Annotated in this window: 27 protein-coding genes; 14 read left to right on the forward strand and 13 right to left on the reverse strand. The window is 47.5% G+C overall.

All coding sequences use genetic code 11. From position 1 onward, the window contains the following. Window positions 1-5: 5 nt before the first annotated feature. Together fdxH and fdnI are read left to right on the forward strand one after the other, a co-directional pair. The gene (gene fdxH, locus I2494_RS12655) at window positions 6-896 is read left to right on the forward strand and encodes a formate dehydrogenase subunit beta (protein WP_218467128.1); all 891 of its coding nucleotides are present in this window, start codon (window positions 6-8) and stop codon (window positions 894-896) included. Beyond that, entirely contained in the window at window positions 880-1,524 is a 645-nt protein-coding gene (gene fdnI, locus I2494_RS12660; RefSeq protein WP_130593588.1) for a formate dehydrogenase-N subunit gamma, read from the forward strand. Before fdxH ends, fdnI begins: the two co-directional genes overlap by 17 nt. A gap of 76 nt (window positions 1,525-1,600) precedes the next feature. Here fdnI and exuR read toward each other — a convergent pair whose 3' ends face one another. The 4 genes from exuR to I2494_RS12680 all read right to left on the reverse strand — a co-directional run bounded on the left by exuR (window position 1,601) and on the right by I2494_RS12680 (window position 5,457). Next, window positions 1,601-2,383: a transcriptional regulator ExuR gene (gene exuR / locus I2494_RS12665; protein ID WP_218467127.1), complete on the reverse strand. Its 783-nt coding sequence runs from the start codon at window positions 2,381-2,383 to the stop codon at window positions 1,601-1,603. Between the two features lie 189 nt (window positions 2,384-2,572). Then, window positions 2,573-3,892 (reverse strand): TRAP transporter large permease, encoded by a 1,320-nt coding sequence (locus I2494_RS12670; protein ID WP_228350945.1) that lies wholly within the window; start codon window positions 3,890-3,892, stop codon window positions 2,573-2,575. Then, window positions 3,892-4,392 (reverse strand): TRAP transporter small permease, encoded by a 501-nt coding sequence (locus I2494_RS12675; RefSeq protein WP_218467126.1) that lies wholly within the window; start codon window positions 4,390-4,392, stop codon window positions 3,892-3,894. The genes I2494_RS12670 and I2494_RS12675 overlap by 1 nt, the downstream gene beginning before the upstream one ends. A gap of 75 nt (window positions 4,393-4,467) precedes the next feature. Continuing rightward, window positions 4,468-5,457 (reverse strand): TRAP transporter substrate-binding protein, encoded by a 990-nt coding sequence (locus I2494_RS12680; protein ID WP_218467125.1) that lies wholly within the window; start codon window positions 5,455-5,457, stop codon window positions 4,468-4,470. Window positions 5,458-5,775: 318 nt separating this feature from the next. On the opposite strand from I2494_RS12680, the gene uxaC reads away from it, so the two are divergent. The 5 genes from uxaC to I2494_RS12705 all read left to right on the forward strand — a co-directional run bounded on the left by uxaC (window position 5,776) and on the right by I2494_RS12705 (window position 11,752). Then, the gene (gene uxaC / locus I2494_RS12685) at window positions 5,776-7,188 is read left to right on the forward strand and encodes a glucuronate isomerase (RefSeq protein WP_218467124.1); all 1,413 of its coding nucleotides are present in this window, start codon (window positions 5,776-5,778) and stop codon (window positions 7,186-7,188) included. Between the two features lie 96 nt (window positions 7,189-7,284). Continuing rightward, the gene (locus tag I2494_RS12690) at window positions 7,285-8,745 is read left to right on the forward strand and encodes a tagaturonate reductase (protein ID WP_218467123.1); all 1,461 of its coding nucleotides are present in this window, start codon (window positions 7,285-7,287) and stop codon (window positions 8,743-8,745) included. 19 nt (window positions 8,746-8,764) lie between these two features. Further along, complete coding sequence (locus I2494_RS12695; protein WP_218467122.1) at window positions 8,765-10,255, forward strand: UxaA family hydrolase; 1,491 nt, start codon at window positions 8,765-8,767, stop codon at window positions 10,253-10,255. Between the two features lie 181 nt (window positions 10,256-10,436). Beyond that, window positions 10,437-11,147: a GNAT family N-acetyltransferase gene (locus I2494_RS12700; RefSeq protein ID WP_218467121.1), complete on the forward strand. Its 711-nt coding sequence runs from the start codon at window positions 10,437-10,439 to the stop codon at window positions 11,145-11,147. 164 nt (window positions 11,148-11,311) lie between these two features. Continuing rightward, the gene (locus I2494_RS12705) at window positions 11,312-11,752 is read left to right on the forward strand and encodes a helix-turn-helix domain-containing protein (RefSeq protein ID WP_218467120.1); all 441 of its coding nucleotides are present in this window, start codon (window positions 11,312-11,314) and stop codon (window positions 11,750-11,752) included. 91 nt (window positions 11,753-11,843) lie between these two features. Here I2494_RS12705 and I2494_RS12710 read toward each other — a convergent pair whose 3' ends face one another. After that, window positions 11,844-13,211: an L-serine ammonia-lyase gene (locus I2494_RS12710; RefSeq protein ID WP_140920692.1), complete on the reverse strand. Its 1,368-nt coding sequence runs from the start codon at window positions 13,209-13,211 to the stop codon at window positions 11,844-11,846. A gap of 33 nt (window positions 13,212-13,244) precedes the next feature. Next, complete coding sequence (locus I2494_RS12715; protein ID WP_218467119.1) at window positions 13,245-14,546, reverse strand: HAAAP family serine/threonine permease; 1,302 nt, start codon at window positions 14,544-14,546, stop codon at window positions 13,245-13,247. 794 nt (window positions 14,547-15,340) lie between these two features. Here I2494_RS12715 and I2494_RS12720 point away from each other — a divergent pair. Beyond that, window positions 15,341-16,315: a TerC family protein gene (locus I2494_RS12720; RefSeq protein ID WP_218467118.1), complete on the forward strand. Its 975-nt coding sequence runs from the start codon at window positions 15,341-15,343 to the stop codon at window positions 16,313-16,315. A gap of 743 nt (window positions 16,316-17,058) precedes the next feature. Here I2494_RS12720 and I2494_RS12725 read toward each other — a convergent pair. After that, window positions 17,059-17,292 carry a DUF2594 family protein gene (locus I2494_RS12725; RefSeq protein ID WP_218467117.1) on the reverse strand — a complete coding sequence of 78 codons (234 nt, stop codon included), beginning with the start codon at window positions 17,290-17,292 and terminating at the stop codon, window positions 17,059-17,061. 155 nt (window positions 17,293-17,447) lie between these two features. Here I2494_RS12725 and I2494_RS12730 point away from each other — a divergent pair, with 155 nt between their 5' ends. Further along, complete coding sequence (locus I2494_RS12730) at window positions 17,448-17,882, forward strand: hypothetical protein (RefSeq protein ID WP_218467116.1); 435 nt, start codon at window positions 17,448-17,450, stop codon at window positions 17,880-17,882. A gap of 105 nt (window positions 17,883-17,987) precedes the next feature. Here I2494_RS12730 and I2494_RS12735 read toward each other — a convergent pair whose 3' ends face one another. Together I2494_RS12735 and I2494_RS12740 are read right to left on the reverse strand one after the other, a co-directional pair. Then, entirely contained in the window at window positions 17,988-18,824 is an 837-nt protein-coding gene (locus tag I2494_RS12735) for a 3-hydroxyacyl-CoA dehydrogenase NAD-binding domain-containing protein (RefSeq protein ID WP_218467115.1), read from the reverse strand. 278 nt (window positions 18,825-19,102) lie between these two features. Next, entirely contained in the window at window positions 19,103-19,471 is a 369-nt protein-coding gene (locus I2494_RS12740) for an HMA2 domain-containing protein (protein WP_140920698.1), read from the reverse strand. Between the two features lie 261 nt (window positions 19,472-19,732). On the opposite strand from I2494_RS12740, the gene I2494_RS12745 reads away from it, so the two are divergent. The 5 genes from I2494_RS12745 to I2494_RS12765 are packed head-to-tail and all read left to right on the forward strand — an operon-like array spanning window position 19,733 to window position 23,386. Further along, a complete protein-coding gene (locus I2494_RS12745) occupies window positions 19,733-20,065 on the forward strand; it encodes an HMA2 domain-containing protein (protein WP_218467114.1) in 333 nt (110 codons plus the stop codon). A 14-nt stretch (window positions 20,066-20,079) separates the two neighbouring features. After that, entirely contained in the window at window positions 20,080-20,721 is a 642-nt protein-coding gene (locus I2494_RS12750) for a YtxH domain-containing protein (protein WP_228350946.1), read from the forward strand. After that, window positions 20,714-21,028, forward strand: a complete 315-nt coding sequence (locus I2494_RS12755; protein WP_130590576.1) for a hypothetical protein — start codon at window positions 20,714-20,716, stop codon at window positions 21,026-21,028. The genes I2494_RS12750 and I2494_RS12755 overlap by 8 nt, the downstream gene beginning before the upstream one ends. Next, complete coding sequence (locus tag I2494_RS12760; RefSeq protein ID WP_218467113.1) at window positions 21,012-21,308, forward strand: YtxH domain-containing protein; 297 nt, start codon at window positions 21,012-21,014, stop codon at window positions 21,306-21,308. Before I2494_RS12755 ends, I2494_RS12760 begins: the two co-directional genes overlap by 17 nt. An 8-nt stretch (window positions 21,309-21,316) precedes the next feature. Next, window positions 21,317-23,386: a heavy metal translocating P-type ATPase gene (locus I2494_RS12765; RefSeq protein ID WP_218467112.1), complete on the forward strand. Its 2,070-nt coding sequence runs from the start codon at window positions 21,317-21,319 to the stop codon at window positions 23,384-23,386. A gap of 247 nt (window positions 23,387-23,633) precedes the next feature. On the opposite strand, the gene I2494_RS12770 is transcribed toward I2494_RS12765, so the two are convergent. The 4 genes from I2494_RS12770 to I2494_RS12785 all read right to left on the reverse strand — a co-directional run bounded on the left by I2494_RS12770 (window position 23,634) and on the right by I2494_RS12785 (window position 26,117). Next, window positions 23,634-24,233 (reverse strand): histidine phosphatase family protein, encoded by a 600-nt coding sequence (locus tag I2494_RS12770; RefSeq protein WP_218467111.1) that lies wholly within the window; start codon window positions 24,231-24,233, stop codon window positions 23,634-23,636. 68 nt (window positions 24,234-24,301) lie between these two features. After that, window positions 24,302-25,147 (reverse strand): phosphonate ABC transporter, permease protein PhnE, encoded by an 846-nt coding sequence (gene phnE, locus I2494_RS12775; protein WP_218467110.1) that lies wholly within the window; start codon window positions 25,145-25,147, stop codon window positions 24,302-24,304. Next, a complete protein-coding gene (phnE, locus tag I2494_RS12780) occupies window positions 25,144-25,932 on the reverse strand; it encodes a phosphonate ABC transporter, permease protein PhnE (protein WP_218467109.1) in 789 nt (262 codons plus the stop codon). Before phnE (I2494_RS12780) ends, phnE (I2494_RS12775) begins: the two co-directional genes overlap by 4 nt. Beyond that, window positions 25,920-26,117 (reverse strand): P-loop NTPase family protein, encoded by a 198-nt coding sequence (locus I2494_RS12785; protein ID WP_218467108.1) that lies wholly within the window; start codon window positions 26,115-26,117, stop codon window positions 25,920-25,922. The genes phnE (I2494_RS12780) and I2494_RS12785 overlap by 13 nt, the downstream gene beginning before the upstream one ends. Window position 26,118 lies beyond the last annotated feature (1 nt).

Genomic DNA, 26,118 nt, shown 5'->3' on the forward strand with positions numbered 1-26,118 from the left:
CAATTATGTCAATGCAATCTCAAGACATTATGAAGCGTTCCGCCACCAACGTTTTGACGCCGCCTCCACAGGTGCGTCATCACCAGGAAGAAGTGGCAAAGCTGATTGATGTCACCACCTGTATCGGCTGTAAAGCCTGTCAGGTGGCCTGCTCCGAGTGGAACGATATTCGTGATGAAATCGGTCATAACGTCGGTGTCTATGACAATACTGCGGATCTGACTCCGCAGTCATGGACGGTGATGCGCTACTCGGAAGTTGAAGAAAACGGCAAGCTGGAATGGTTAATCCGTAAAGACGGCTGTATGCACTGTAGCGAGCCGGGCTGCCTGAAGGCATGTCCGTCTGCCGGTGCGATTGTACAGTACGCCAACGGTATTGTTGATTTCCAGTCAGAGCACTGTATCGGCTGTGGTTACTGCATCGCCGGTTGTCCGTTCAATGTTCCGCGTCTGAATAATGAGGACAACCGAGTGTACAAATGTACCCTGTGCGTTGACCGCGTTAGCGTCGGTCAGGAACCTGCCTGTGTGAAAACCTGTCCGACCGGTGCCATTACCTTTGGTACCAAGAAAGACATGATTCATCTGGCAGAGGAGCGTATTGCCGAGCTGAACTCCCGTGGCTACACCAATGCCGGTTTATATAATCCGGAAGGGGTTGGTGGTACACACGTGATGTATGTGCTGCATCATGCCGATCGTCCTGAGCTGTATCACGGCTTACCGAAAGATCCGACTATCAGTCCGGTGGTTGGTTTCTGGAAAGGTATTCTGAAGCCGCTGTCGGCACTGGGTTTTGTAGCGACCTTTGCCGGTCTGATTTTCCACTATGTGGGTGTCGGCCCGAATAAAGTCGACAGTGATGACGAGGATGATCATCATGAAGAAAAGTAAGATGATTAAACGTAACTCGTTTATCGACAGAGCCTGCCACTGGACGGTGGTGATTTGCTTCTTTCTGGTTGCCCTGTCAGGTATTGCGATGTTTTTCCCATCGTTACACTGGCTGACCCAGACTTTTGGTACGCCGCAAATGGGACGGATTTTGCATCCTTTCTTTGGCGTGCTGATTTTCCTGGTGCTGATTGTGATGTTCTTCCGCTTTGTGAAGCACAACATCCCGAAGAAGGACGATATCGGCTGGTTCCTGCATATTGTGGAAGTGCTGAAAGGCAACGAACACAAAGTGGCGGATGTGGGCAAATATAACCCGGGTCAGAAGATGATGTTCTGGAGCATTATGAGCCTGATTCTGGTGCTGCTGGTTACCGGCGTTATCATCTGGCGTCCTTACTTTGCGCATCTGTTCCCAATGTGGTCGATCCGCCTGTGTCTGTTACTGCATGCGGTAGCGGCGATTGTGCTGATTCACGCCATTCTGATCCATATCTATATGGCATTCTGGGTGAAAGGCTCTATTTCCGGCATGATTGAAGGTAAAGTCAGTCGTAAATGGGCCAGAAAGCACCATCCACGCTGGGCCCGTCAGGTTGAGGCCGAAGAAGAGAAAGACAAGCGCTGATAGCGATTGGTTTTTCTGCATGATAGTGAAAACGGCGAGATAATCTCGCCGTTTTTGTTGATGAAATAGCGTTGTCTTACTTTCTCTTCTCAATCACCGAAGCATGCTCCAGATGCACCACCGGATTCTCAGCAAACATATAGCGATCAACGTTAAATTCGAAGTCTTCGCTGGTGGCGTTAAACAGCATCTGCTTGGTGTTTTCCAGATGTTCCCACATGGCGACTTTAGCCGCATAGGGGTCTTTACGGGTTAGCGCTTTGAGGATTTGATCGTGCTCGTCGCACCAGCTTTCGATGGAGCGCTCGTCAATATGTTCGTGCAGCTTACGCCAGTAAGGGTTAAGCACTCGCTGGCTCCACATCTTTTCAACGATGGTGGCCATCGCCGTATTGTGGGTAGACATCGCGACCTGAATATGGAATTTTAAATCCCATTCGGAATCACGAAAGCGGTCCTCTTTGCGGGCATGCTCCTGAATTTCCATCAGCTTAAGCAGATCTTCTTTGGTGACCTGAGTCGCGGCAAACTCAGCAATATTACTCTCAATCAACTGGCGAGCCTGTAACAGTTCAAATGGCCCGCAGGAGGCGAATTCCAGACCGCTGTGGGGCATTACCCTGGTTTTCGGTTGATTAGAGATAACATGAATGCCGGAACCTTTACGTACATCCACATAGCCTTCCACTTCCAGCATGATGATGGCCTCGCGCACTACCGTTCGGCTAACGTTCATTTCATCAGAGATCAGGCGTTCGGCCGGTAATTTTTCACCAACGGCATACACACCTTGTTCAATGCGACGTTTTAATTCGGTAGCGATTTGTTGATATAAGCGAGAACTGTCGACCATTTGCATATTGAGTACTCTAATCGTTAAAACCAGTGATTGAAGGCTTAATCGGATATCATCAGGCTATCATACCACTTATAAAATTTGTGCACTATGTTGTGTTGAAATCAATGAAGGGTATTGGTTTATTGCGGTTTTTATCTTTTAACTGTTCACCGCTGACACCACACACAGTGCCAGCGATGAAGCAGAACCTTATTTCATGCCAAACAGACCCGGCAAGAACAGGGAGAGTTGAGGAATGTAGCTGACGGCGAACAGCGAAACCAGTAATGCGGCAAAGAATGGCAGCATGGGTTTCAACAAGTCTTGCAGTTTCACGCCGGAAACCGAGCAGCCAACGAACAGGGCACTACCAACCGGCGGAGTACAGAGCCCGATACACAGGTTGAATACCATCATGATGCCGAAGTGCACCGGATCCATTCCCATCGATTTAACGATAGGTAAGAAGATCGGGGTGAAGATCAGTACCGCAGGTGTCATATCCATAAACACCCCGATGATTAACAAAATAATGTTAATGATCAGCAGGATGACAATCAGGTTATCCGACACACTGATTAACGCTTCGTTAATCATATAGGGGATATCCGCATTGGTCATGGCCCATGACATGCCCACAGAAACCCCAATCAGGAACAGCACGATAGAGGTGGTGACCACCGAATCAAGAATGATTTTTGGCAGATCTTTAAATTTGATTTCACGGTAAATCAGTACCGAAAGCACAAAGGTATAAACCACCGCAATGGCAGATGCTTCGGTTGCGGTAAAGATACCGCCCAGAATACCGCCCATGACGATAACCACCATCAGCAGGCTTGGGATCGCATCCAGAAACGCTTTTACTACCATTTGCATGGTAGGACGTGGTGCCATCGGATAGTTACGACGCTTGGCGATAACGTAAGTAACTAGCATAACGCTCAGACCCATCAGAATGCCCGGAATATAGCCGGCCATAAACAGAGTGGCTACCGAGATACCACCAGCGGTCAGCGCATAAACGATCAGCACGTTTGACGGAGGAATTAACAAGCCAGAGATACAGGAGGTGACGTTAATAGCAGCGGTGAAAGAGGGCTCATAGCCGGCTTTTTTCTGCATCGGTGCCATGGTGCCACCAACGGCCGCCGCAGCGGCAACCGCGGAACCAGAAATCGAACCGAACATCATGTTGGCCATCACGTTAACGTGCCCCAGAGAACCCGGAATACGACCAACCATAATTTGAGAAAGATTAATCAGACGGTGAGCAATGCCCCCGCTGTTCATCAGTGAACCTGCCAGTATAAAGAACGGTATGGCCAGCAGAGAGAAACTATCGAGTCCGGTGGCTATCTTTTGACCGGATATGGTTAGCGTAACATCGGTTGGCAACATCAGTGAGCCAGCGACCAGCGTGGCAATACCAATGGCAAAGGAGATAGGAACGCCAGTGAAAACCAGGATGACAAAGGTCATCAACATAACAAGGGGAACAAACCATTCCCAGGCAGTGAGCCATTCCATTATTTACTCTCCTCTGTTGTCCCGGGATTGACGATAGCATCAATGATAAACAGCAGGCTGTAATACACCATGATGATGCCGCTTATCGGTAACACAACGTAGATATAGGCCATAGGAACTTGCATGGCCGGGGAAACCTGACCAGATTCATACACTTTTGCCAGCAGGGTATAACCGCCCCAAATCATGACACCGCCGGAAAAACCGCAGATGCAAAGGTTAATAATAATGTTGCTGATACGGCGCTTAATGCCGGTCAGGTTTAAAGTAAACAGGTCAATGGAAAGGTGCTTTTGCAGGCCAACCGTATAGGCGGCACCTAATAAACCAACCCAAATCATACTGAAGCGGGCGATCTCATCCGTCATCGTACTGGGGCTATTGAGGACGAAGCGGCTGAACACCTGCCAGACGACGCAAATTACCAGTATCACCATCATGACGACTGAGAATGTTGCGATAAACCAATCAATTGGCTTTTTTAATTTTTCAATAGGCATGTTGTTTGTTCCATAAAAATAGCGGGCTGAACAACGGTATTTATCAACCCCTTCAGCACCGCCATTGGAAAAATATTACTTGTTTGCTTCGCCTTCGATTTTGGTCATCCATTCCGCCACGCTGGCGTCTTTTCTGAAATCGTCATACAGCGGGCTTAATGCTTCACGGAATGGCGTTTTATCAACGGTGATAAAGGTCGCACCCAGTTCCTGTGCCTTATTACGTGAATTGGTGACTTCTTCGTCCCATAGCTTCTGTTGATACACTTCAGAATTACGGGCCGCTTTGGTGATGATAGCGCGCTGCTCATCACTCATGCCGTTCCAGACTTTAGACGCGATAACCAGGTAGTCAGGTACGCTGGTGTGCTGATCTTCAGTATAGAATTTGGCGACTTCAACGTGACGGGTCTGGTAGTAAGACGGTTCATTATTTTCTGCCCCGTCAATAACCCCTTGTTGCAGGGCGGTATACACTTCACCAAAAGGAATTAGAGCCGGTGAAGCACCTAACAGTTCGATGATTTTATTGGTGGTTGGCGTCGACACCACGCGAATTTTCATCCCTTTCATATCCGCCGGAGAGTTAATCGGCTTTTTAGCATAGAAGCTGCGAGTACCTGCCACATAAGCGGCGATAGCCACAAATCCTTTGCTATCAGTCTGCTTCATCAGTTCCTGACCAACCGGGCCGTAAAGAACGCGTTTAAAGTGTGCGTCATCTTTAAACAGATAAGGCAGGCTAAATACGGAGAATGCGCTGGCAAACGGTTCCATTTCACTGGCGCTACCCTTGGTCATATCCAGCGCACCGTTCTGCATCATTTCGATGGTTTCACGTGGGCCACCCATCTGACCGTTTGGATAGATACGGACACGCATCTTACCGCCAGACTCTTCTTGAATCTCTTTTGCCATCTGATCCAGTGCCTTATGAACCACGTGTTCCTGATCCAGATTGTGAGCCAGTTTCAGTGTGATTTTTTCAACAGCGGCGGTGCTCATTGAAGTCATCATCAGCGGTACTGAAAGGCAAAGACTCGCTAATAGTGGTTTTAGTTTCATCCTTCTTATTCCTTTTTTGAGTGGAGGTTTAAGGTAGAGCCAATGGTATTTATCTCTTTCTTGGTTGATAGCTTATGTTAATCTGTCATACATCTTCTGTGGTTGAGGTATATCACAAAAACCAGAATATTATGGGTAACATCATGCAATCACTAGCTAATAGTAGGGTTTGTTAATTATTAGCCGACAGAGTAAGGTATGTGACAGGCTGTAAAAAGGTGAAGATTGCAAAAATGAGATCTAACTCACTTTGATATTGGTATAACAACTTATAGAATGATATAAACAGCGAATCACTCTGACTAAGGAAATCATTCCATGTCTCAATTTTTAACTGAAGACTTTTTACTGGATACCGAGTTCGCCCGTCAGCTATACCACGGCTATGCGGCAGAACAACCTATTTTTGATTACCATTGCCATCTGCCACCAGAGCAAATAGCCAACGATTACAAATTTAGAAACCTATATGACATCTGGTTGAAAGGGGATCACTATAAGTGGCGGGCCATGCGTACTCACGGCGTGGCTGAACGTTTATGTACCGGTGATGCACCAGACCTTGAGAAGTTTAAAGCCTGGGCTGCCACTGTTCCCCATACTATCGGTAATCCACTTTACCACTGGACTCATCTTGAGCTGCGTCGTCCGTTTGGTATTACCGGGGTACTGCTTTCTTCGTCAACCGCTGATGACTTATGGAACCGTTGTAATCAGTTGCTGGAGCAAGACAGCTTCTCAGCCCGCGGCATCATGCAACAAATGAATGTCAAAATGGCAGGAACCACCGACGATCCGGTTGATTCACTGGAACACCACAAGGCGATTGCTCAGGACGGTAGCTTTAAGATTAAAGTATTGCCAAGCTGGCGTCCGGACAAAGCATTCAATATTGATTCACCGGGATTTGTTGAATATATCCACCGTCTTGAAGCGGCGGCAGATAACCCTATCCATCGCTTTAGCGACTTGTGTGATGCGCTGAATAAACGTTTGGATCATTTTGCCGCCCATGGCTGCCGTATCGCTGACCATGCGCTGGATGAAGTGGTATACCAGCAAGCGGATGAAGCAACACTGGATGGTATTTTGACCCATGCACTTCAGGGGCAAGCCCCATCAACGGAACAAGTGGCTCAGTTTAAAACCGGCGTGCTGTTGTTTTTAGGCAGTCAATATCATCAGCGTCAGTGGGTACAGCAGTACCACATTGGCGCGCTGCGCAATAATAACGTGTTTATGTTGCAACGTTTGGGGCCGGATACCGGTTTTGACTCTATTCACGATGCGCCTGTGGCTTTGCCTTTGTCCCGTCTGCTCAATGCTCAGGCAGCCAATAATGCGTTGCCAAAAACCATTCTTTATTGCCTGAATCCGCGTGATAACGAAGTGCTGGCTACTATGTGCGGTAACTTCCAGCAGGAAGGTATTCCGGGCAAGATGCAGTTTGGCTCCGGCTGGTGGTTTAACGACCAGAAAGACGGCATGCAACGTCAAATGGTACAGCTTAGCCAACTGGGTTTGCTGAGTCACTTTGTTGGCATGCTGACCGACAGCCGCAGTTTCCTCTCTTATACCCGCCATGAATATTTCCGCCGCATTCTGTGCCAGATGATAGGGCGCTGGGTGGCTGATGGCGAAGCACCGGCAGATATCCAACTGTTGGGTGAAATGGTGAAAAACATCTGTTTTGACAACGCAAAACGTTATTTCGCCATTGAACTTGAGTAAGGCCACCGCCGGTTGATATTGGACTTTTATCACCGGGAATCAGAGGGAGAGCGGTAGCGCTCTCCTCCCATCGGTCAATCGAATTAGGGTAAAACTATGCAGAATTTAAACCGTCAGAATTTCCCCGGCCCTCAGTACCCGGATAAGATTATTCAGTTTGGTGAAGGGAATTTTTTACGCGCCTTTATTGACTGGCAAATTGATTTATTAAACGAAAACACTGACCTGAATGCCGGGGTTGTTGTTGTTCGTCCGATTGATAGTAATTTTCCTCCTTCGCTGGATACGCAGGATGGTCTGTATACCACCATTATCCGTGGCCTGAATGAACAGGGGGAAACCGTTCGGGAAACGCGTTTAATTCGTTCGGTTAACCGTGAAATTAATGTTTATCAGCAGTTTGAGCAGTATATGGCGCTGGCTCGGGATGAAAACATTCGAATAGTATTTTCTAATACTACCGAAGCGGGTATTAGCTTTAATTCGGACGATAAACTGGATGATGCGCCACCGGCCAGCTATCCGGCCAAGCTTACCCGTTTGTTGTATGAGCGTTTCACCCATTTTAACGGTGCGGCAGATAAGGGTTGGATTCTGATCCCTTGTGAACTGATTGATTACAAGGGTGATGCCTTGCGCGAGCTAGTATTGCGCTATGCCACGCTATGGCAGCTGCCGACAGCATTTGTGACCTGGCTTGAACAGCACAATACGTTCTGTTCAACACTGGTTGACCGGATCGTTACTGGCTATCCGCGTAATGAAGTGGAGGCTTTACAGCAAGAGCTGGGCTATCAGGATACCTTTCTGGATACCGCCGAATATTTCTACCTGTTTGTGATTCAGGGCCCTCGCTGGCTGGAACATACGCTGTGTCTGGATAAGCTAAAGCTGAATATTCTGATTGTCGATGACATTAAACCTTACAAAGAGCGCAAAGTCGCGATTCTGAACGGTGCTCATACGGCTCTGGTACCGGTTGCTTATCTGGCTGGTCTCGATTATGTCGGTCAGGCGATGGATGATGAGCAAATCAATCGTTTTGTGGAACAAACCATTTTTGATGAAATTGTTCCGGTGCTGTCACTGCCAAAAGATGAACTGAATTCATTTGCTCATGCGGTGATTAGCCGCTTCCGTAATCCTTTTATTCAGCATCAATTGCTGTCTATCTCACTGAATGGAATGACCAAATACCGCACTCGTATTCTGCCTCAATTGGTGGAATATCAGCGTCAGTATGGAAAGTTACCAACGCATCTGACCTTCGCTCTGTCAGCGCTGATTGCTTTCTATACGGGCAAACGCGGTGATGAGATAACACCATTACAGGATGATGAAATCTGGTTAACACGTTATGCCAGACTGTGGGTACAGCATCAGGTAGGGCAAATTACGCTGGTAGAGCTGGTTAGCGATGTGTTGTCTCAGACGGCGCATTGGGAACAGGATCTAACGGCTATTCCAGGGCTGGTGTCATTAGTGGCTGAACAGCTACAGGCAATTCAGGAAAACGGTATGAGAGCAGCGCTAAATCAATACTGTTTTAGCCAATGAGCGACAGTCAGGATCAACTATGAAACAAATTATAAAAATTCATCCTGCTGACAATGTTGCCGTAGCGCTACAGGATTTGATGGATGGGGCTATCGTTGATGTTGACGGGCAATCAGTCGAGCTAAAACAGGCCGTCAGCCGGGGGCATAAATTTGCCATCAAGGACATTGCTGCTGAAGGGCAGGTGATGAAGTACGGCCTGCCTATAGGCCATGCTTTACAGGCTATTGCTGTCGGTGAACATGTACATTCACAAAATCTTAAAACCAACTTAGGTGAGCTGGATAATTATCAGTACCATCCGGTAGCGGTTTCACTCGCTTCTCCACTGGCGGATCCTGATGTGGCGATTTACCGTCGCCACAACGGTCTGACAGGGATCCGCAATGAACTATGGATTATTCCAACGGTTGGCTGTGTAAATGGTATTGCCCGTCAGATCCTTCAACGTTTTAAACAGCAGCATGGTGATTTAAGCGATATTGATGGTGTTTACCTGTTTAACCATCCTTTTGGCTGTTCTCAGTTGGGGGATGACCATCAAAATACCCGAACCATGTTACAGAACATGGTGCGTCATCCTAATGCGGGTGCAGTTTTAGTGATTGGGTTAGGTTGTGAGAACAATCAGGTCGATGAATTTCGCCGTACTTTAGGTGAAGTGGACGAATCACGAACCCGTTTTATGGTGTGCCAAAAATATGATGATGAAGTGGAAGCGGGCGTTGAGTACCTGAATGAGTTGTATCAGGCGATGCGCCACGATCGCCGTCAACCGGGCAAGCTGAGTGAAGTCCGTTTTGGCCTGGAGTGCGGCGGTTCTGATGGGCTGTCGGGTATAACCGCTAACCCTCTGCTGGGGCGCTTTTCTGATTTTCTGATTGCTCACGGTGGAACCACAGTACTCACCGAAGTACCGGAGATGTTTGGTGCCGAGCAGGCGTTGATGAACCATTGCCGCGACCAACAGACCTTCGAGAAAACCGTGAGTATGATTAACGATTTCAAAAGTTATTTTATTGCCCATCAGCAGCCGATTTATGAAAACCCATCGCCGGGAAATAAAGCCGGTGGGATTTCTACTCTGGAAGAGAAATCGTTGGGTTGTACTCAAAAAGCAGGCAGCAGTCAGGTGGTTGATGTGCTTAAGTACGGTGAACGCCTGAAAGAATCGGGTTTAAACCTGCTTAGCGCTCCGGGGAATGATGCCGTAGCCACCAGCGCTTTGGCCGGTGCGGGATGCAATATGGTGTTGTTTTCTACCGGTCGTGGTACTCCTTATGGTGGTTTTGTTCCCACCATGAAGCTGGCAACCAACAGCGAATTGGCGAAGAAAAAGCCTCACTGGATTGATTTTGATGCCGGACAGCTGTTGTATGGCGTATCGATGGATGAATTGTTGAGTCAATTTATTGACTACACCGTTAGCGTGGTCAACGGTAAGTTAACCTGCAATGAAGTGAATGATTTCCGTGAATTGGCGATCTTTAAGAGTGGAGTGACATTGTAAGGCGCTGACAGAATGAAATGATTCATAGTTGCTTCATCGGTTAACCGCCAGCATTTTCTGATGCTGGCGGTTTTCTTTTGCTTAAAATAATCGATTAAAAATTCATTCATCGACTCTTACTATTGTGGTCACCTGAGGTTAAAGTAATAAAAACACCAATTCACATCGAAGGAGTCTTTCCGTGTCCCACACTTTGAATCAGTATCAACAACCTGTTGGTGAAACGCTTACAGACTGGAAACCGCGTCAGCATCCACAGCGCCTTGAGTTAGTCGGTGAATATTGCCGTCTGGAGCCGCTACAGGCCACCCGTCATGCAGAAGACCTGTTCCATGCTTTTAGCCAGGCTCCTGATGGCCGTGACTGGACTTATATGGCTTATGGTCCGTTTGAAGATCGGGCGCTGTATTTTCAACATGTCGAGCAGGCTTCCGGCACTACCGATCCGCTACATTTTGCCATTATCGATCAGACGACTAACCGTGCGGTAGGGACTATTGCTTTGATGCGTATCGATAAAGTGAGCGGAGTGATGGAAGTGGGACACGTTACCTTCTCCCCGTTGCTGAAACAAACCCGTATTGCCACCGAAGCACAGTATTTACTGATGTGTTATGCCTTCGATAAGTTGGGATATCGCCGCTATGAGTGGAAATGCGATAATCTCAATGCACCTTCTCGTGCCGCAGCACAACGCTTAGGCTTTACCTTTGAGGGTATTTTCCGTCAGGCGGTGGTATATAAACAACGTACCCGTGATACCGCATGGTTTTCCATTTTAGATAGCGAGTGGCCGGTAATTAAGGCTGGTATGGAGCGCTGGCTGAGCGAAGCTAACTTTGACAGCAACGGTAAGCAAAAGCTGAGCCTGAAAGCCTGCCGTGAACTATAATTATTATTGTTGGTGGTGATTATCCTCCTGCCGTAAGTCAGTGTTATTTCCTGACAAGTCGCATTCCGGCAGGGGGAAGATCACATTCATTCAATTCATTTTATATAACACCACAGTTAGTAGGTATAATAGCAACAGACAATTGCAACACATCAGGTACAGCCATGAAATTTAATACCGTATCCGATAGCGAAATCATTTCTGAGCTTTGCCGCAGAATTAAAGAGACGCGTATTGCCATGCGGTTATCTCAGATTGAGCTGGCAGAACGAGCGCAAGTGGGTATCGCGACCATTAAGCGTGTAGAAATGGGGGAGGCCGTCACGTTAAGTACGCTGATTGGTATCCTTCGTGGTTTAGATCGCCTGCATCAGTTGGAAGGGATCCTATTTGATTCTGAGGTCAGGGCGTTTAACGCTCAGATCACTCCCGATGCAGAAAAAGCCCCGGTGCGCATCCGTAAAAAGAGCGGCGAAAGTGAAGGTGAAGGGGAGAAAAACCCCGCCGGACTGGAATCAAACGTGCCACAGGACGACAGCAACTGGTATACCCTGGCAGCCAAAAGCAATGTGGTTTGGCCGTGGTTTAAGCCGGAAAAGAAATAGCGCGTTACTTCCGAATATTTAACAGACAAAAAAATATCCCCTGTACGGTCATGCCGGGCAGGGGATATTTATTATCAGAATTTAGTCTTTATCAGGACTCACACAGCGCGACTTTAATCGCTAATCCACCACGAGAGGTCTCACGGTATTTGGCGTTCATATCTTTACCGGTCTCGTACATGGTTTCGATAACTTTATCCAGAGAGACACGCGGTTCGCTGGTACGCAGAATCGCCATGCTGGCAGAGTTAATCGCTTTGACGGCGGCAATGGCATTACGCTCAATACAAGGAACTTGAACCTGACCGGCAACCGGATCGCAGGTTAAGCCCAGATTGTGCTCCATACCGATCTCTGCGGCATTACACACTTTCTCCGGACTACCCCCCCGTAGTTCAGCCAGACCGGCAGATGCCATTGAACAGGCAACGCCAATCTCACCCTGACAGCCCACTTCCGCGCCAGAGATAGAGGCGTTCATCTTATACAGTAATCCTACGGCACCTGCCGCCAGGAAATAACGGGTATAAGCTTCTGGTGTCACCGGTTGAATAAAGTGGTCATAGTAAGCCAGAACCGCTGGAATGATGCCACAAGCACCGTTGGTTGGCGCAGTAACCACACGGCCACCGGCGGCGTTTTCTTCACTGACGGCCATAGCGAACATGTTAACCCAGTCCATCGCCGTCATTGGATCGGTGGATAAGCGGTCATGAGTTTGCAGTATGCGGTGCAGGGCAGAAGCCCGGCGCGGAACCTTTAATGGACCGGGCAACACACCTTCAGTACTCATACCACGATGGATAGCACCTTTCATGGTTTCCCATACCAGTGCCATGTAACGCTCCACCTCTTCTCTACCGTGTAGGGCAATTTCGTTTTTCATCATCACCGCAGAGAGAGACAAACAGTTATCTTTGCAGTGACGAAGCAGGTTTTTAGCTGAATAGAATGGGTAAGGAACCGTTACCTCAGCGGTGGATTCTTTACCGAAATTCTCTTCATCTACCACGAAACCGCCGCCGGTAGAGTAGTAGGTTTTGCTGCTGAGCAGAATATTGTTGTCATAAGCATGAAATGTCAGACCATTTTCATGCAGGGGCAACGTCTTATCTGAGAAATTCAATGTCAGTCCAACACGACGCAGTGTGTTGTCAGCACAACGGATAGGCAAAGTGCCGGTCTCATGTACCTGCTGAATAAAGCCAGGGATGGAATCGACCTCTACCGTATCCGGTTTGTTGCCAGCCAGACCCATGATGATGGCGATATCGGTATGGTGCCCTTTGCCTGTCAGTGACAGAGAACCGTAGATATCAACAACAATATCGGTGGTCAGATTATCCAGTTGTTTACTTTTCAGGTCTTCAATAAACCGGATACCGGCTACCATCGGACCCACTGTATGGGAACTGGAAGGACCTATACCAATTTTAAAAATTTCAAATACGCTAATCATGGAATCTCCTTACAACATCATGTTGGACGACTGTTAGCTGATAAGGCTGTAAACAATGGCTGACATGGAAATCAGACCCATCAGTACGACGAACACGTTGCTGATGTGACCGCTGTATTTACGCATAGCGGGAACTTTATGAATGGCGTACATCGGCATCAGGAACAGTAGCATTGCGATGATTGGGCCACCCAGAGTTTCAATCATACCCAGGATGCTTGGGTTCAGTGTTGCCACGATCCAGGTAGTAATTAACATGAACAGTGCAGTGATGCGGTTCAGTTTGCTCAGTTCGATGCTTTTGCCTTTACCGCGCAGCGATTTGATTACCATACCGTTGAAACCTTCACGAGCACCCAAATAGTGACCCAGGAATGATTTGGTAATCGCGATGAAAGCAATTACTGGCGCGATATAAGCAATGATTGGTGTATCAAAGTGGTTAGCCAGGTAAGACAGAATCGAGATGTTCTGTGCTTTCGCAGCAGCCAGATCTGCAGGAGACAGGCTCAGTACGCAGCTGAATACGAAGAACATAACGGTCAGAACCATCATGATGTGGCTGCGAGCCAGAATTTGCGAACATTTACGTTCTGCGTTCTGACCGTACTCTTCACGTTTAGCCACGGCGAATGCAGAAATAATCGGTGAGTGGTTGAAAGAGAACACCATGACCGGGATAGCCAGCCACAGGGTCATTAACAGGCCATTACCGGTTGCAGAGGCGGTTGATGATAAGCTGGCAGTTTCGAATATTGCACCAGTCCAGTTTGGAATCAGATATAAAGCTAATAACATCAGAACGGCAACGAATGGGAATACCAGAATACTCATTGCTTTAACAATGAATTGCTCACCAAAACGAACAATTGTCATTAATCCTACAATCAGAATTAAAGATAAAATAGCGCGTGGTGGTGATGGTAAATTTAATTGGTGAACAATAAAGCTGTCTACCGTGTTAGTAATTGCAACACTATAAACCAGAAGGATTGGATATATTGCGAAGAAATATAACAGGGTAATTAATTTACCTGCACCAACACCAAAGTGTTCTTCTACTACTTCAGTAATATCTTCACCAGGATTTTTACCGGAAAGAACAAAGCGAGTTAATCCACGGTGTGAAAAATAGGTCATAGGAAAGGCGATAAGAGCCATAATAATTAATGGAATAAGACCGCCAATACCAGCGTTAATTGGTAAGAATAATACACCTGCACCGATTGCTGTGCCGTACAGGCCCAGCATCCACATGGTGTCAGATTTACGCCAGCCTAAACTGGAAACCGGCGCAATACTTGCTGTGGTTGTTGTGGTTTGAGTAGTGTCCATAAATACCCCAAAGTAAATTTTTATTAAAATGGTCCCGCGGTATTAGATTAATACCGGTGATAAACTAACTTTTTATTAAGAAATAATGTGTGGGTTTGTCACGGCAGGAACTTTAACAAATTAAAATAAAATAATGCTCAACCTCGATCACAAAACCATTTTTGAATAAAAAGTTTTAAAGAATCAGATTTGATATTTTATTTTAACGGGAGAGGTTATAGACCAGTAATGATACTTTTTGTAGGGGCTTTATTGAGTCTGAAAAATATAAAGAATCAAAATTGATATCTAATATTTTTTATTTCCTAAGGGCTCATTGTTGATACTTTATTATATTTCCCTCGGATGTATTTATTATAGAACCAATAGGAAAATAAGTGCAAATAAATAATATAATTAAATAAGAAAATAGGATTCATTGATTTATCCATTCATTTGTTGTTTTTTAATGAGCAAGTTAATCCTCGTTTTTCATCATTTAAATGTTCCAGCCACTTGACTCTGGTAACGAGAATACGTATCTTTTGCCCTGCAAAGGGGAGTAACTTCCAAGCTGGCTAATCGTCAATACGATGTATGCATATACATCCGGTTACCAGGCAACCTTCGGTTGTAAGTGAGACCTTGCCGGAAGGCGAGGTGCGCTTATAGCTAGCTAAAATAGCGGCTGCGTCTTCCGACGTTGCCGTTTTTTTATGTCTGAAGGTTAGGTTTCTGTATCCATCAACCATGCTATTTAAAGCAACAATAGTTTTAAACAGCACGGTGAGATAAGAAACCCGAGGAGACCCTAAATGAATACAGTTGGAACCCCGTTATTGTGGGGCAGTTTTGCACTTATCGTTGCCGTAATGCTAATCATTGACCTGTTTGGGCAGGGCAAGAAGAAAGGCGGGGCGATGTCTTTTAAACAGGCTGCGGTCTGGTCGTTAATCTGGATTACCCTCTCTTTACTGTTTGCACTTGGTCTATGGTGGTATTTGAATGATACCGCTGGCCAGCAGGTGGCTGATACGCAGGCTCTGGCATTTATCACCGGTTATCTGATTGAAAAAGCGCTGGCGGTCGATAATGTGTTCGTCTGGCTAATGATATTTAGCTACTTCTCTGTTCCTGTAGCCATACAGCGACGTGTATTGGTATATGGTGTGTTAGGCGCTATCGTTCTGCGTGCCATCATGATCTTTATCGGTAGCTGGCTGATTTCTGAATTTAGCTGGATATTGTATGTGTTTGGTGCCTTCCTGCTATTTACCGGCATCAAAATGGCTCTGGCTAAAGAAGACGATGAGTCCAATATTGGTGATAAACCAATGGTAAAATGGATCCGCAGTCATATCCGCATGACCGATAATATGGAAGGGGAGCGCTTCTTTACTCGCCGTAACGGCGTATTGTTCGCTACGCCGCTATTTTTGGTTTTGATTCTGGTGGAAATCAGTGACGTCATTTTTGCTGTAGATAGCATCCCGGCTATCTTTGCGGTGACAACCGATCCCTTTATCGTACTCACTTCAAACCTGTTCGCTATTTTGGGCCTGCGGGCAATGTACTTCTTGCTGGTGAACGTAGCGGAACGCTTCTCTATGTTGAAGTATGGTCTGGCGGTGATTCTGGTGTTTATTGGTATCAAGATGCTGATTGTTGATTTCTACCATATTCCGATAGCGATTTCATTGGGAACGGTAGGAGGAATTTTGGCGGTGACGTTGGCGATTAATGGGTGGGTGAATTACAGGAATGATACGCTTGAGGATGATAAGAAGTAACCTGATTCATACTTGATGTGTTGAAGAAAATTAGGTTGAGTGTTGGTTTCGTCCACTAATAGTACAGTGCCTGAATAAACATTGGTGCGAGTGGCCGAGCAGAGGGTACCAGGGCGGGCACCCTCTGCACTCCCGCGCCTTCGCACACGAATCCAGGTCGCCTGGTGGCGACTGCCTTCCTCCTTCGTTCAGCCTTAACGCACCGGCACTGATTCGCTCCCGGCGAAGCAGTGCCTCGACTGGCATCCATGCCAGCCGTGCTGGCCTCTCTCAGTCGTCAGCTGAATTCCAGTGCTCTTGAAGGTCAAAGGATGGAGGTCAAAAAATGAAGGGCAACAGAGGAAGGCTGTAAGATAATTTAGTATGCAGGGGGTTACCCTGAATAATTGTTGCTGTTGACCTTTGGTTTTGTAACCAAAGTTAATCGTCGGGAGAGGGTGCCGTGGGGACGACTTGGCGTAAGCCAACGACAAACAGGCTTTGCCTGTTTGAACAGCGCTAGCGCTGGCCCGTCAGGGTGAAACACCGCAAGGTGTCTCATAACTGCCCGTAGGCAGCCCAGGCCGACGCACTCTGGTGCTTAGTGCCGACGGTCTTCCGGCCGAGCACAATGGAAATATATGCAATATCGTTTTTACGGCCGAAATATCCTCAGCAGCCAATTTCTCTTAAAAGACTAACCCCACAATAGCAAAAAGCCCCGCGTTAAACCTAACGCGGGGCTCTCAAAGCCAAAAAAACTATCAGCACGTCTCTTGACGATATGCCTGCCGCATTTGCTGAACGATACCTTTAAACGCTTCGGCTTCCGCCATATCCGGATGATCGGCAATCAGTCTTTCCATCTTTAGAATCACTTTTCCTGCATCCGCCTGACCCATAGTGATCAGCATTAACGTCAGAATCGCTTTCAGACCGGAAATCTCTCTGGCCATCTCTTCCGGTGTTGCGTTGGTTGGAAAATCGATATTGTTCATAACTAGTCCCGTGTCGATATATGTGACAATTAAAATTTGGGCATATGTTAGCAAAGTATTGCCTCAGACGTGAGCATCTGTTGGTGGAAAAGTATTGAAAACTGCTTAATAATATAGATAATCATTCTCATTATTGTTTGCGGGCGCACCATTTTATGTCATCAGCCCTTAAGGCACTGAAAAAGTTACACAAAAAAGCGTCTAAGCACGGAAGCAAAAATAAGGCGGGGGATCGTGCGCTTCAGAATCTTGTTCGTCCTGCAGTTTTACCGGGAGCTCACCCCCGTAGTACCCAATCAGAACCCTCAGATTCAATCTGGAGTGAACTCTCTCAGCAAGTGATGGGCAACATGCTGGTTGAAGTGTCAAAACCCTTAAAGCCATTGTTGGATTGGTTTGATCACGGAGGCTATAACCTCCCGACACCACGTCAGCCGGTAAAACGTGGAAGCGCCGGCAACATGCGTATCCAGCCCAACTCGGTAGCACCTCCGGCAATCTTACGCTTACCCTTTAAATCTCCACCCTGTAAACGCTGCCCGGCGAAAAGTGGTGGTATTTGCCAGTGTGCCGCCAAACGTTTTGCTTAATTTTGATAACCTATTGCTGATGTGATTTGTGCTAGGGTTGTATCGCGATAAAACACAATAGCCCGACTGCACTGCAATCGGGCCCCTGGATGTCGGGATTTAATTTCAGTCGTAGCGATAGAATCCTTTCTTACTCTTTCTTCCTAATGCCCCACCTCTGACCATCTTACGCAGCAGAATATGCGGGCGATATTTTGAGTCGCCGGTTTCTGAGTAAAGCACTTCCATAATAGCAAGACAGACATCCAGACCGATTAAATCGCCCAGCGCCAATGGCCCCATAGGGTGATTGGCGCCCAGTTTCATTGCGGTGTCGATATCTTCTGCGCTGGCGGTACCATCGGCATAGATACCAATAGCTTCATTTACCATCGGAATCAGCACGCGATTGACGATAAAGCCCGGTGCGTCTTTAGAAATAACGGCAACTTTACCGACCTGCTGAACGATCTCCTGCATTTTGCTGACCATCTCATCGGTAGTACTTAAACCCACAACGATTTCTACCAGTGTCATTACGGGGGCCGGATTGAAAAAGTGCAATCCGATAACCTGGCGATCCAATCCGGCGCTCAGTTCAGTAATAGACAGTGAAGACGTATTGGAGGCAAAAATGGCGTCAGCCCGGCAGATGTTTTTCAGGCTATTAAAAAGCTGGCGTTTAACATCGATATTTTCGACGATAGCCTCAATGATGAGGTCGCAGTCAGAGACATCTTCTGGCAGGCCGGGAACAATGTTGGTGGCGATGGCTTTAGCTCTGTCTGCCACCATTTTATCTTTATCCACCAGCTTGTTCAGTGAGGTGATGATGTTGTTTTTTCCTTTCTCTGCATATTCTTGCTTAATATCAGCGAGAACCACACTGAAGCCTTCTGTGGCAGCAAACACTTGAGCAATGCCTGCACCCATCGCGCCTGCACCGATAACGCCTACCTTCATATTGTTACCTTCCTGTATTTCAAACTGTTGAGAGTTATTTATACGTAAGTCTCAATTATATCTTTCCGTATCGGCGAGGACTGTGTCGGGAGGCGCAGTTTCTTTATCTGATTAGACACGATGAAATTTAGAAGAAAGCAGGTGATGCGGGCTGACGGGAGATAAAGAGAAATACAGGTTTGATTAAAAGACAGGGGGATTAATTACGTAGAGTAATGAAGAAGGCCCACATTGATTAATGTGAGCCCTCTATATAACAGGAGAAGCTGATAGGCTATTTATCTGGCTATGGCTGCAACAGCACTCACCAATGAGCCACCCAGCGTGCGCTTCAGCGTCGTTAAGGCAATGCCTTTCAGTAAGGTTTTAGCACCCAGACGTACCGCATTATTAATGAAATCGCGTTCTTCGCTGTTTTCCAGCCAGCCATAGCTTTCGACCGTTTCCAGCAGTGCAGCGGCGCTTATCACTTTGCTGTCGAAACGAATTGCCACAGAACCCGCGTAGCGACGGTATTGAATCTCTTTGATTCCCGGCACTAACTCCAGTTTTGCAATCAAATCTGTCACTTCAGCAGCATGCTGTTGAATATAATCAGAACGAATGCGAACACGGTTTTGTGTCTGATGAACATATGGACTACTCATAGCGGCCACCTGAATGATAAAGATAACGAGAATAATTTACATTAAGGTTTGTGCGCTGTCCAGTACTGTTATTAACCAATTTCTGCGTAATATCTCTACTTCTTTATGCTACGGTTTTTTTGTTTTTCGGCATAAATCTGATTTACTTCCAAACAAGTGTGTTTAAGTGTTTTAAATCATCAGGTCACGTCATATGATAGCCGTAACTAATATGGCTCCTTATTCTGCAGCGTCAGAATGGTTGATTTTTTAGGATGTAACATGAGTTCTGATAGTTTTAGTGGGTTAATGGCGCTACGCCGTTTTGTTGAACTTGCCCACCATATCCCTGGTCGCATCAGGCTGCGTTTTACCAATAAGCTGGTGGCCGGGCTGAGTAAAAGTAAATTATCTGCATTAGAAGAACTTTGTGGCAAAGATAATTGTTTACGTAGTTATACCCTTAATAGTGCAACCGGAAGTCTATTATTAGAGTATGACGCTAAACGTTTGCCGCCAAAACTACTGGAACAGCTATTTGGTGATGACGATCGGATTGCAGAGCAAGCGTTAACTGAAATTCTGCCAATTATCTCTCCGCCAGAGTCTAAATAAGTGAGGAACTGAAGATGGGAAAAGACAAGAAGAGTAACGATCAGGAAATCCCTGAATATCAAGGGATGCCACCCTACGGACCTTACGGTTATCCTTATTATCCTCCCTATCCTCAGCAGCAAGGGCAACCAATGCCGCAGCAGATGATGTGGCCTCCTCATCCCCCAATGTGGAATCCAATGTGTGGTCAGCCTCCAATGGGTTATCCAATGCCGCCACAATACCAGCAGTTTCCACCTCAGTTCCAACAGCCAGCCCCACAGCAAATGGCTCCGGGTTTTGACTGGAGTGGACAGGCGCAGGGCATGGTTGAAGGCTTAATGGGGGAGCAAGCCGGATTATTTAAAAATATCATCAGTACTATCGGTGTTGATGATAAAGAGTTTTGGAAAGGCGCAATGATTGGTGCTGCCGCAGCGCTGATTTTAGGTAATGAAAGCGTACGTAATACGCTGCTGCAAACTTTTGCTAATGCTGGCGACATGCTGAAAAGTGGCGGTAGCAAAGTGAAAGAGAAAGCGGAAACCACCGCTGAAAGCGTGAAAGAGAGCGTAATGACCAGCGGCGCTATTTTCCGTGATACGGTTCAGGCTGGCAAAGAAGGCTTTCAGGAGTCGGTAGAACGCCATCGTGAGCAGGAGAAAGCGGATGAGTAATAATAGCGATCGCATGAATCCAGCCAGCCGGGCGTTGATCGCAGGAGCGCTGGTTGGCGCTACGGCTTCTGGTGTGGAGCAGTGGCGTCAGTATCAGCGCGGTGAGAAGACGCTGGAACAGGCGACCAGTAAAGTTCTGATTGATGCCACTAAAGCCGGTTTAGTGAGTGGGGCTGCCATGACGGTAGCCAACGCCACCGCAGGCCGCCCGGTACTGACATTATTAACGGTACTCAGCGCAGGTGCTGCCGGACTGTACCTATTAGACTCAATGAATAAGCGAGGCGCAGATGAAACAGCCGAATAACCCTTACTACAATCCTTACGCGCCTTATCCGATGGATCAGTCAGCACCGCAAACCCCTTATCGGGCGGACAATAGCCGGGCTCATCTGATTACCGGTATCGTCGCCGGCGCTGCGATCGCTTATCTGTTGTCTAACCGCAATGTGCAAAAGAGCATTGGCGCAACGGCCAACAAAGCCTGGGGCGCGATTCGTGGTGAAGTGGAAGAGCTGAAAGAGCGTCTGGCGGATGTTCAGGCAGAGCTGGATTATTATCGCGAAAAAGATCAGGACAGCGAGTAACTGCCCCGATGACCCATTTATATACCGTTAAGCCAGTTCACCAACTTCCTGGTCGACTGAGAGTGCGCATTGTTCAATTGCGGGAGCAACCGGACGTTGCCGGATGGCTTAAAACCCATCTGCTCTCTTTCACCGGAGTGAAAACGGTGCGCTTGCGCCCGGCAGCGGCTTCTGCCGTATTAACCTATCACACCAGTAAAACCGATGTGGAAAAGTTGTTAGCACAGTTGAATGCCATTGATTGGGATTCAGCCACCGACAGCGAGTACGAAGCGGAGTATTGCGGTGGTGATAATCTGTTAAATCTGGCCGGTTTGGCCGCAACCCAATTTTTACCTAAGCGTTGGTCTGCCTTACCTGCCGTTGCATTGATGGCACCTACCATTGCTGAAGGCGTTGAGTCGCTGTGCCAGCGTGAGTTGAAGGTTGAAGTACTGGATGCGCTGGCGCTTAGTCTGTCAATTGCCCGGGGTGATTACCGGACGGCAATGTTGACCCAGTCGTTACTGACGCTGGGGGAATATTTTGAGCAAGAAACCAGCCGCCATTCTGATGAATTATTGTCTGAGTTGATGCAGCCCCAGTACCACTCGGTTTGGGTTGAACGTGATGGTGAAAGTCAGGAAATCAACGCGGAAGATCTGGTAAACGGTGATGTCATGCTGCTGGGGCCTGGAGATAATATTCCTGCTGACGGTAGCGTATTGCGCGGTATTGGTTTAATTAATCAGGCATCGATGACCGGAGAGAGTGTACCGGTACGTCGTGAAGCAGGCGCCTGGGTATTTGCCGGCACTCAGGTTCAGGACGGTAACATTGCGGTGCGTGCCGAGCGGGTAGGGGATGAGTCTTCAACGGCAAATATTCGTCGTTTTATTACCGAGTCACTCGGTCAGCGTAGCGAAACTCAGCAGGTTACCCAAAGGATGGCCGATCGCAGGGTGGCTATTACTCTGGGGGCTGGTGCTGGCGTATTTGCACTGACCCGTGACTGGAATCGCCTGGCCTCAGTTTTCCTGGTCGACTATTCCTGTGCCTTAAAACTGAGTACGCCGATTGCGTTTAAATCGGTGATGTACAAAGCGGCAACCTCCGGGTTATTGCTTAAGGGGGGCCGTGCTATTGAGCAGTTGGCCGATATCGATACCGTGGTGTTTGATAAAACCGGTACCCTGACCTACGGGGATATGCTGGTGACCGACGTGGTTAGTTTTGACCCAAAACATACCTGGGCTAAACGGCTGTTGGCAATTGCTGCTTCGGTGGAAGAACACAGTAATCACCCACTGGCGCGGGCGGTGGTAAGCGCTGCGCAGCAACACGAACTGCCACATATTAATCACGGCGAAGTGGAGTATGTGATTGCGCACGGGTTAATTTCTGAGCTTGATGGTAACCGCATGGTGATTGGCAGTCGCCACTTCCTGCGAGAGCATTACCATATCGATTTCTCCCCGTTCCAGACTCAAATCGAAGAGTTGGAAGAGCAAGGCCGTCATCTGTTGTTTATTAGTCTTAATGAGCAACTGGTCGGTATGATTGGTCTGCAGGATAATGTGCGTGATGAAGCTGCGCAGGTTATCAGTCAGTTGCGTGAACTGGGTATTAAAAATGTCATTCTGTTAACCGGCGATAAGCAGCATAAGGCCGAGCAAATGGCTAAAGATCTGGGTATTGACCAGTTCTTCGCTGAAGCAACGCCGGAAAGTAAAGTTAGCGTAGTTCAGTCATTGCAGGAACAGGGTTGCCGCGTGATGTTTGTGGGTGATGGCGTTAATGATGCACCGGTACTGACTCAGGCAGATGTTGGCCTGGCGATGAATCAAAGCACAGAGCTTGCCCAACAGGCGGCGGATGCGGTACTGCTGCAAGACTCTCTGCACGGAGTAGTAACGGCCCGTGAGCTGGCAGTTGATGCAATGAAATTGGTTAACAGCAACATTAAACTAACCGAGTGGATTAACAGCGCCATTATGTTAGCAGCAGCGATGGGACGACTATCCCCGACGTTGAGTGCCCTGTTGCATAATGGAACCACCATCGGGGTATTGTTAAGATCGCTTGCCGCGAGGAAATAAGTTTTTTGAATTGAAGGTCGTGTCATTTGGTTTTGACCTTTCCATTGAGCACTGGAATTCAGCCGACAACTGAGAGAGGGTAGCACGGCTGGCATGGAGGCCTCGTGCTGCGTTATGAACGCTAAACAGCAGTTGGATTATCAGGTTATCTGTCTGGCGTGATAAAATTTTTAGGGTGATGAAGAGAGTTAACTTTTCATCACCCTGTATGCTTTATTACCATCACTATTAACTTAACCTAGTCCTGTCAGGCATTGCTCAATGCTGCCTGTGATTGTAACTCTCCGTTCAACTTTCTTACTTCTGCGGTTATTAGTGGCGCTAAATCCCGGTGTTGACTCAGCGGTTTTTGCTGAAAATGCGTCAACAGAATCTGTAAGGGATCGCCATGGCCAACCAGCAAAATCTTTTTCTGAGAATATTGCTGTTCCAGCGTCTGGATAAACGCCAATTCACGCTCACAAACGGCACTTAGCGGCTCTACCTGAGCGAATGGTTCGGTGAGGTTCTGTTCGTCATGCTTCCAGACCTGTGGATAGTGGCTGTCATCCTGCAGTTCAAACTCACCAAAATGACGTTCACGTAGCGCAGCGGCGGGCTTTGCCTGACGATTAAAATAGTCAGCCACTATCCCGGCGGTTTCTGCCGTACGTTTAAAGTCGGAATGGAAAATCAGATCCGGAATAGAATAAGGCCAGTTTTCCAGAGTCTGAATAACCTGGTTAATACCCACCGGGGATAAGCCATAGGCATGCTGCCCATGCTGAATATCACTAACAATAATCTTTTGTTGATTGGCTAAACTGTGACCGTGACGCAGTACATAATATTGGTTTCTCAAAGTCATTGGACCGTTCCTGTATTAATCGATTATCTGCTCTTTTAGAGGGAAACTATCGTCTCCCCCTATTCAGATTAGATTAATTTTTTGCGTACGCGAACAACAACCCACTCAGCTAACAAAACGACCACTAAAATACTTACCAGAATGGTTGCTACTAACTGCCACTGGAACAGGTTCATTGCATCGCTGAGTACGACACCAATGCCACCTGCGCCCACTAAACCCAGTACCGCAGATTCCCGCACGTTAATATCCCAGCGAAACAGAACAATACTGAAGAAAGCGGGTATGACCTGTGGCCAGTAACCTTTTACCAGAATACTGGGCATCGACGCACCGGTTGCTTTTAACGCTTCAATACTACCCATATTGATCTCTTCTAATGCTTCCGCCAGTAGTTTACCAACAAAACCAACGGAGCGTAGGGCGACGGCCAGAACACCGGCGATCGTACCCGGCCCGAAAATAGCCACAAACAGTAGTGCCCACACCAGCGAGTTAACCGAGCGGGAAGTCACCAGACAGGTTTGTGCCAGCCAGTTAACAATTCTCGACGGCATCACATTGCGGGCGTTTAACAATGCTAATGGCACAGCCAGTATCAGGCAAAGCAAAGTGCCTAAGGTGGCAATATTCAGCGTTTCCATCAGAGCCTGATGAATGGTGCCCGGGTAAGCAGCCAGATCCAGTGGCCACATGCGTTCAAACATATCGGCCATTTGAGTGGGAGCATCGTAAAGAAACTCAGGAATCACCTCAACGGTTCTGAGTGAAGCAAACAGCGATGCCAACATAATCACATAGACTAAATAGCGGGCAGCCCGTTGTAGCGGCGTAAAACGCTGATATTTGGCCGGAGCAGTATTCATCGTCATGGCGTCCGTTTGAGGTGAGGAAGTTACAGGTAAGGCTGTCATGATGAAAAGACCCTCCGTACCAGATTAGACAGGGCTTCACCCAGCAGGATCAGCGCGATAATGGTGAGCAGAATAGCGGTGACAAAATCATAATCAAAACGTTGGAAGGCGGAGAATAGGGTACCGCCCAAACCACCTGCGCCTACCAGACCAACCATGGTTGAATTACGCAGGTTTGAGTCCAGTTGATAGGTAGAGAAACCAATAAAACGGGAGAAAACCTGCGGCAGTACGGCAAACAGAATCAGGCTGACAAAGCTGGCTCCGGTAGCCCGGATAGCTTCTACTTGTTTTAGGGAGATCTCTTCAATCGCTTCAGCAAACAGCTTGGCGATAAAACCGATAGAGGCCACGATCAGAGTCAGTATTCCTGCCAGTGCGCCAAAACCAACGGATTTCACAAACAAAATAGCAATAATGACCGGATGGAAAGTTCGGCATACCGCAATCACTATTCGTGCCGGCGCGCTAATAATATTTGGCATCAGGTTTCGGGCAGCAAACAGACCAACAAATAGTGAAATAATAATGCCAACAGCACTGGCAATAATCGCTATTTGTAAGCTCTCCATTAGATCGTGCAACAGCAGTTCCCAGCGTTCAAAATTAGGGGGGAACATTCGGCTGAGCAAGCGTTCGGCGTGTTCCATTCCGATAGCCATGCGCTGAAAATTAAGCCCCATGGTGCTGAAGGCATACAGAATATATCCCGCCACCGCCAGAGTACCGGCGCGCATCAGCCAGTTAGTTTTAAACGGATTAGAATCAGGAGTTATACCAGCCATGATTCACCCCCGTAGATTTCTTTCAGGTGGGTGTCGGTGATGCCCTGAGCCGGGCCGTCATAGACTACGCGTCCCCCGCTCATACCGATAATGCGTTTGGCAAAACGCTGAGCCAGTTTTACATCGTGAATATTAACCAGCGTAGGAATGCCTTTGCTGGCCGCCAGCTTATCCATCAGTTCCATA

The organism is Limnobaculum allomyrinae, from assembly GCF_016649425.1.
In the GTDB taxonomy this organism is placed as follows: Bacteria; Pseudomonadota; Gammaproteobacteria; order Enterobacterales; family Enterobacteriaceae; genus Limnobaculum; species Limnobaculum allomyrinae.

What these genes read in the sequence shown, in the direction of transcription:
- I2494_RS12785 (WP_218467108.1), bottom strand. Translation starts at nt 26,117, where the DNA reads ATGGAACTGATGGATAAGCTGGCGGCCAGCAAAGGCATTCCTACGCTG.
- phnE (WP_218467109.1), bottom strand. Translation starts at nt 25,932, where the DNA reads ATGGCTGGTATAACTCCTGATTCTAATCCGTTTAAAACTAACTGGCTG.
- uxaC (WP_218467124.1), top strand. Translation starts at nt 5,776, where the DNA reads ATGTCTCAATTTTTAACTGAAGACTTTTTACTGGATACCGAGTTCGCC.
- I2494_RS12760 (WP_218467113.1), top strand. Translation starts at nt 21,012, where the DNA reads ATGAAACAGCCGAATAACCCTTACTACAATCCTTACGCGCCTTATCCG.
- I2494_RS12695 (WP_218467122.1), top strand. Translation starts at nt 8,765, where the DNA reads ATGAAACAAATTATAAAAATTCATCCTGCTGACAATGTTGCCGTAGCG.
- I2494_RS12720 (WP_218467118.1), top strand. Translation starts at nt 15,341, where the DNA reads ATGAATACAGTTGGAACCCCGTTATTGTGGGGCAGTTTTGCACTTATC.
- I2494_RS12675 (WP_218467126.1), bottom strand. Translation starts at nt 4,392, where the DNA reads ATGCCTATTGAAAAATTAAAAAAGCCAATTGATTGGTTTATCGCAACA.
- fdxH (WP_218467128.1), top strand. Translation starts at nt 6, where the DNA reads ATGTCAATGCAATCTCAAGACATTATGAAGCGTTCCGCCACCAACGTT.
- I2494_RS12740 (WP_140920698.1), bottom strand. Translation starts at nt 19,471, where the DNA reads ATGAGTAGTCCATATGTTCATCAGACACAAAACCGTGTTCGCATTCGT.
- phnE (WP_218467110.1), bottom strand. Translation starts at nt 25,147, where the DNA reads ATGACAGCCTTACCTGTAACTTCCTCACCTCAAACGGACGCCATGACG.
- I2494_RS12755 (WP_130590576.1), top strand. Translation starts at nt 20,714, where the DNA reads ATGAGTAATAATAGCGATCGCATGAATCCAGCCAGCCGGGCGTTGATC.
- I2494_RS12725 (WP_218467117.1), bottom strand. Translation starts at nt 17,292, where the DNA reads ATGAACAATATCGATTTTCCAACCAACGCAACACCGGAAGAGATGGCC.
- I2494_RS12735 (WP_218467115.1), bottom strand. Translation starts at nt 18,824, where the DNA reads ATGAAGGTAGGCGTTATCGGTGCAGGCGCGATGGGTGCAGGCATTGCT.
- I2494_RS12710 (WP_140920692.1), bottom strand. Translation starts at nt 13,211, where the DNA reads ATGATTAGCGTATTTGAAATTTTTAAAATTGGTATAGGTCCTTCCAGT.
- exuR (WP_218467127.1), bottom strand. Translation starts at nt 2,383, where the DNA reads ATGCAAATGGTCGACAGTTCTCGCTTATATCAACAAATCGCTACCGAA.
- I2494_RS12670 (WP_228350945.1), bottom strand. Translation starts at nt 3,892, where the DNA reads ATGGAATGGCTCACTGCCTGGGAATGGTTTGTTCCCCTTGTTATGTTG.
- I2494_RS12690 (WP_218467123.1), top strand. Translation starts at nt 7,285, where the DNA reads ATGCAGAATTTAAACCGTCAGAATTTCCCCGGCCCTCAGTACCCGGAT.
- I2494_RS12770 (WP_218467111.1), bottom strand. Translation starts at nt 24,233, where the DNA reads ATGACTTTGAGAAACCAATATTATGTACTGCGTCACGGTCACAGTTTA.
- I2494_RS12745 (WP_218467114.1), top strand. Translation starts at nt 19,733, where the DNA reads ATGAGTTCTGATAGTTTTAGTGGGTTAATGGCGCTACGCCGTTTTGTT.
- I2494_RS12765 (WP_218467112.1), top strand. Translation starts at nt 21,317, where the DNA reads ATGACCCATTTATATACCGTTAAGCCAGTTCACCAACTTCCTGGTCGA.
- I2494_RS12730 (WP_218467116.1), top strand. Translation starts at nt 17,448, where the DNA reads ATGTCATCAGCCCTTAAGGCACTGAAAAAGTTACACAAAAAAGCGTCT.
- I2494_RS12715 (WP_218467119.1), bottom strand. Translation starts at nt 14,546, where the DNA reads ATGGACACTACTCAAACCACAACAACCACAGCAAGTATTGCGCCGGTT.
- I2494_RS12705 (WP_218467120.1), top strand. Translation starts at nt 11,312, where the DNA reads ATGAAATTTAATACCGTATCCGATAGCGAAATCATTTCTGAGCTTTGC.
- I2494_RS12680 (WP_218467125.1), bottom strand. Translation starts at nt 5,457, where the DNA reads ATGAAACTAAAACCACTATTAGCGAGTCTTTGCCTTTCAGTACCGCTG.
- I2494_RS12750 (WP_228350946.1), top strand. Translation starts at nt 20,080, where the DNA reads ATGGGAAAAGACAAGAAGAGTAACGATCAGGAAATCCCTGAATATCAA.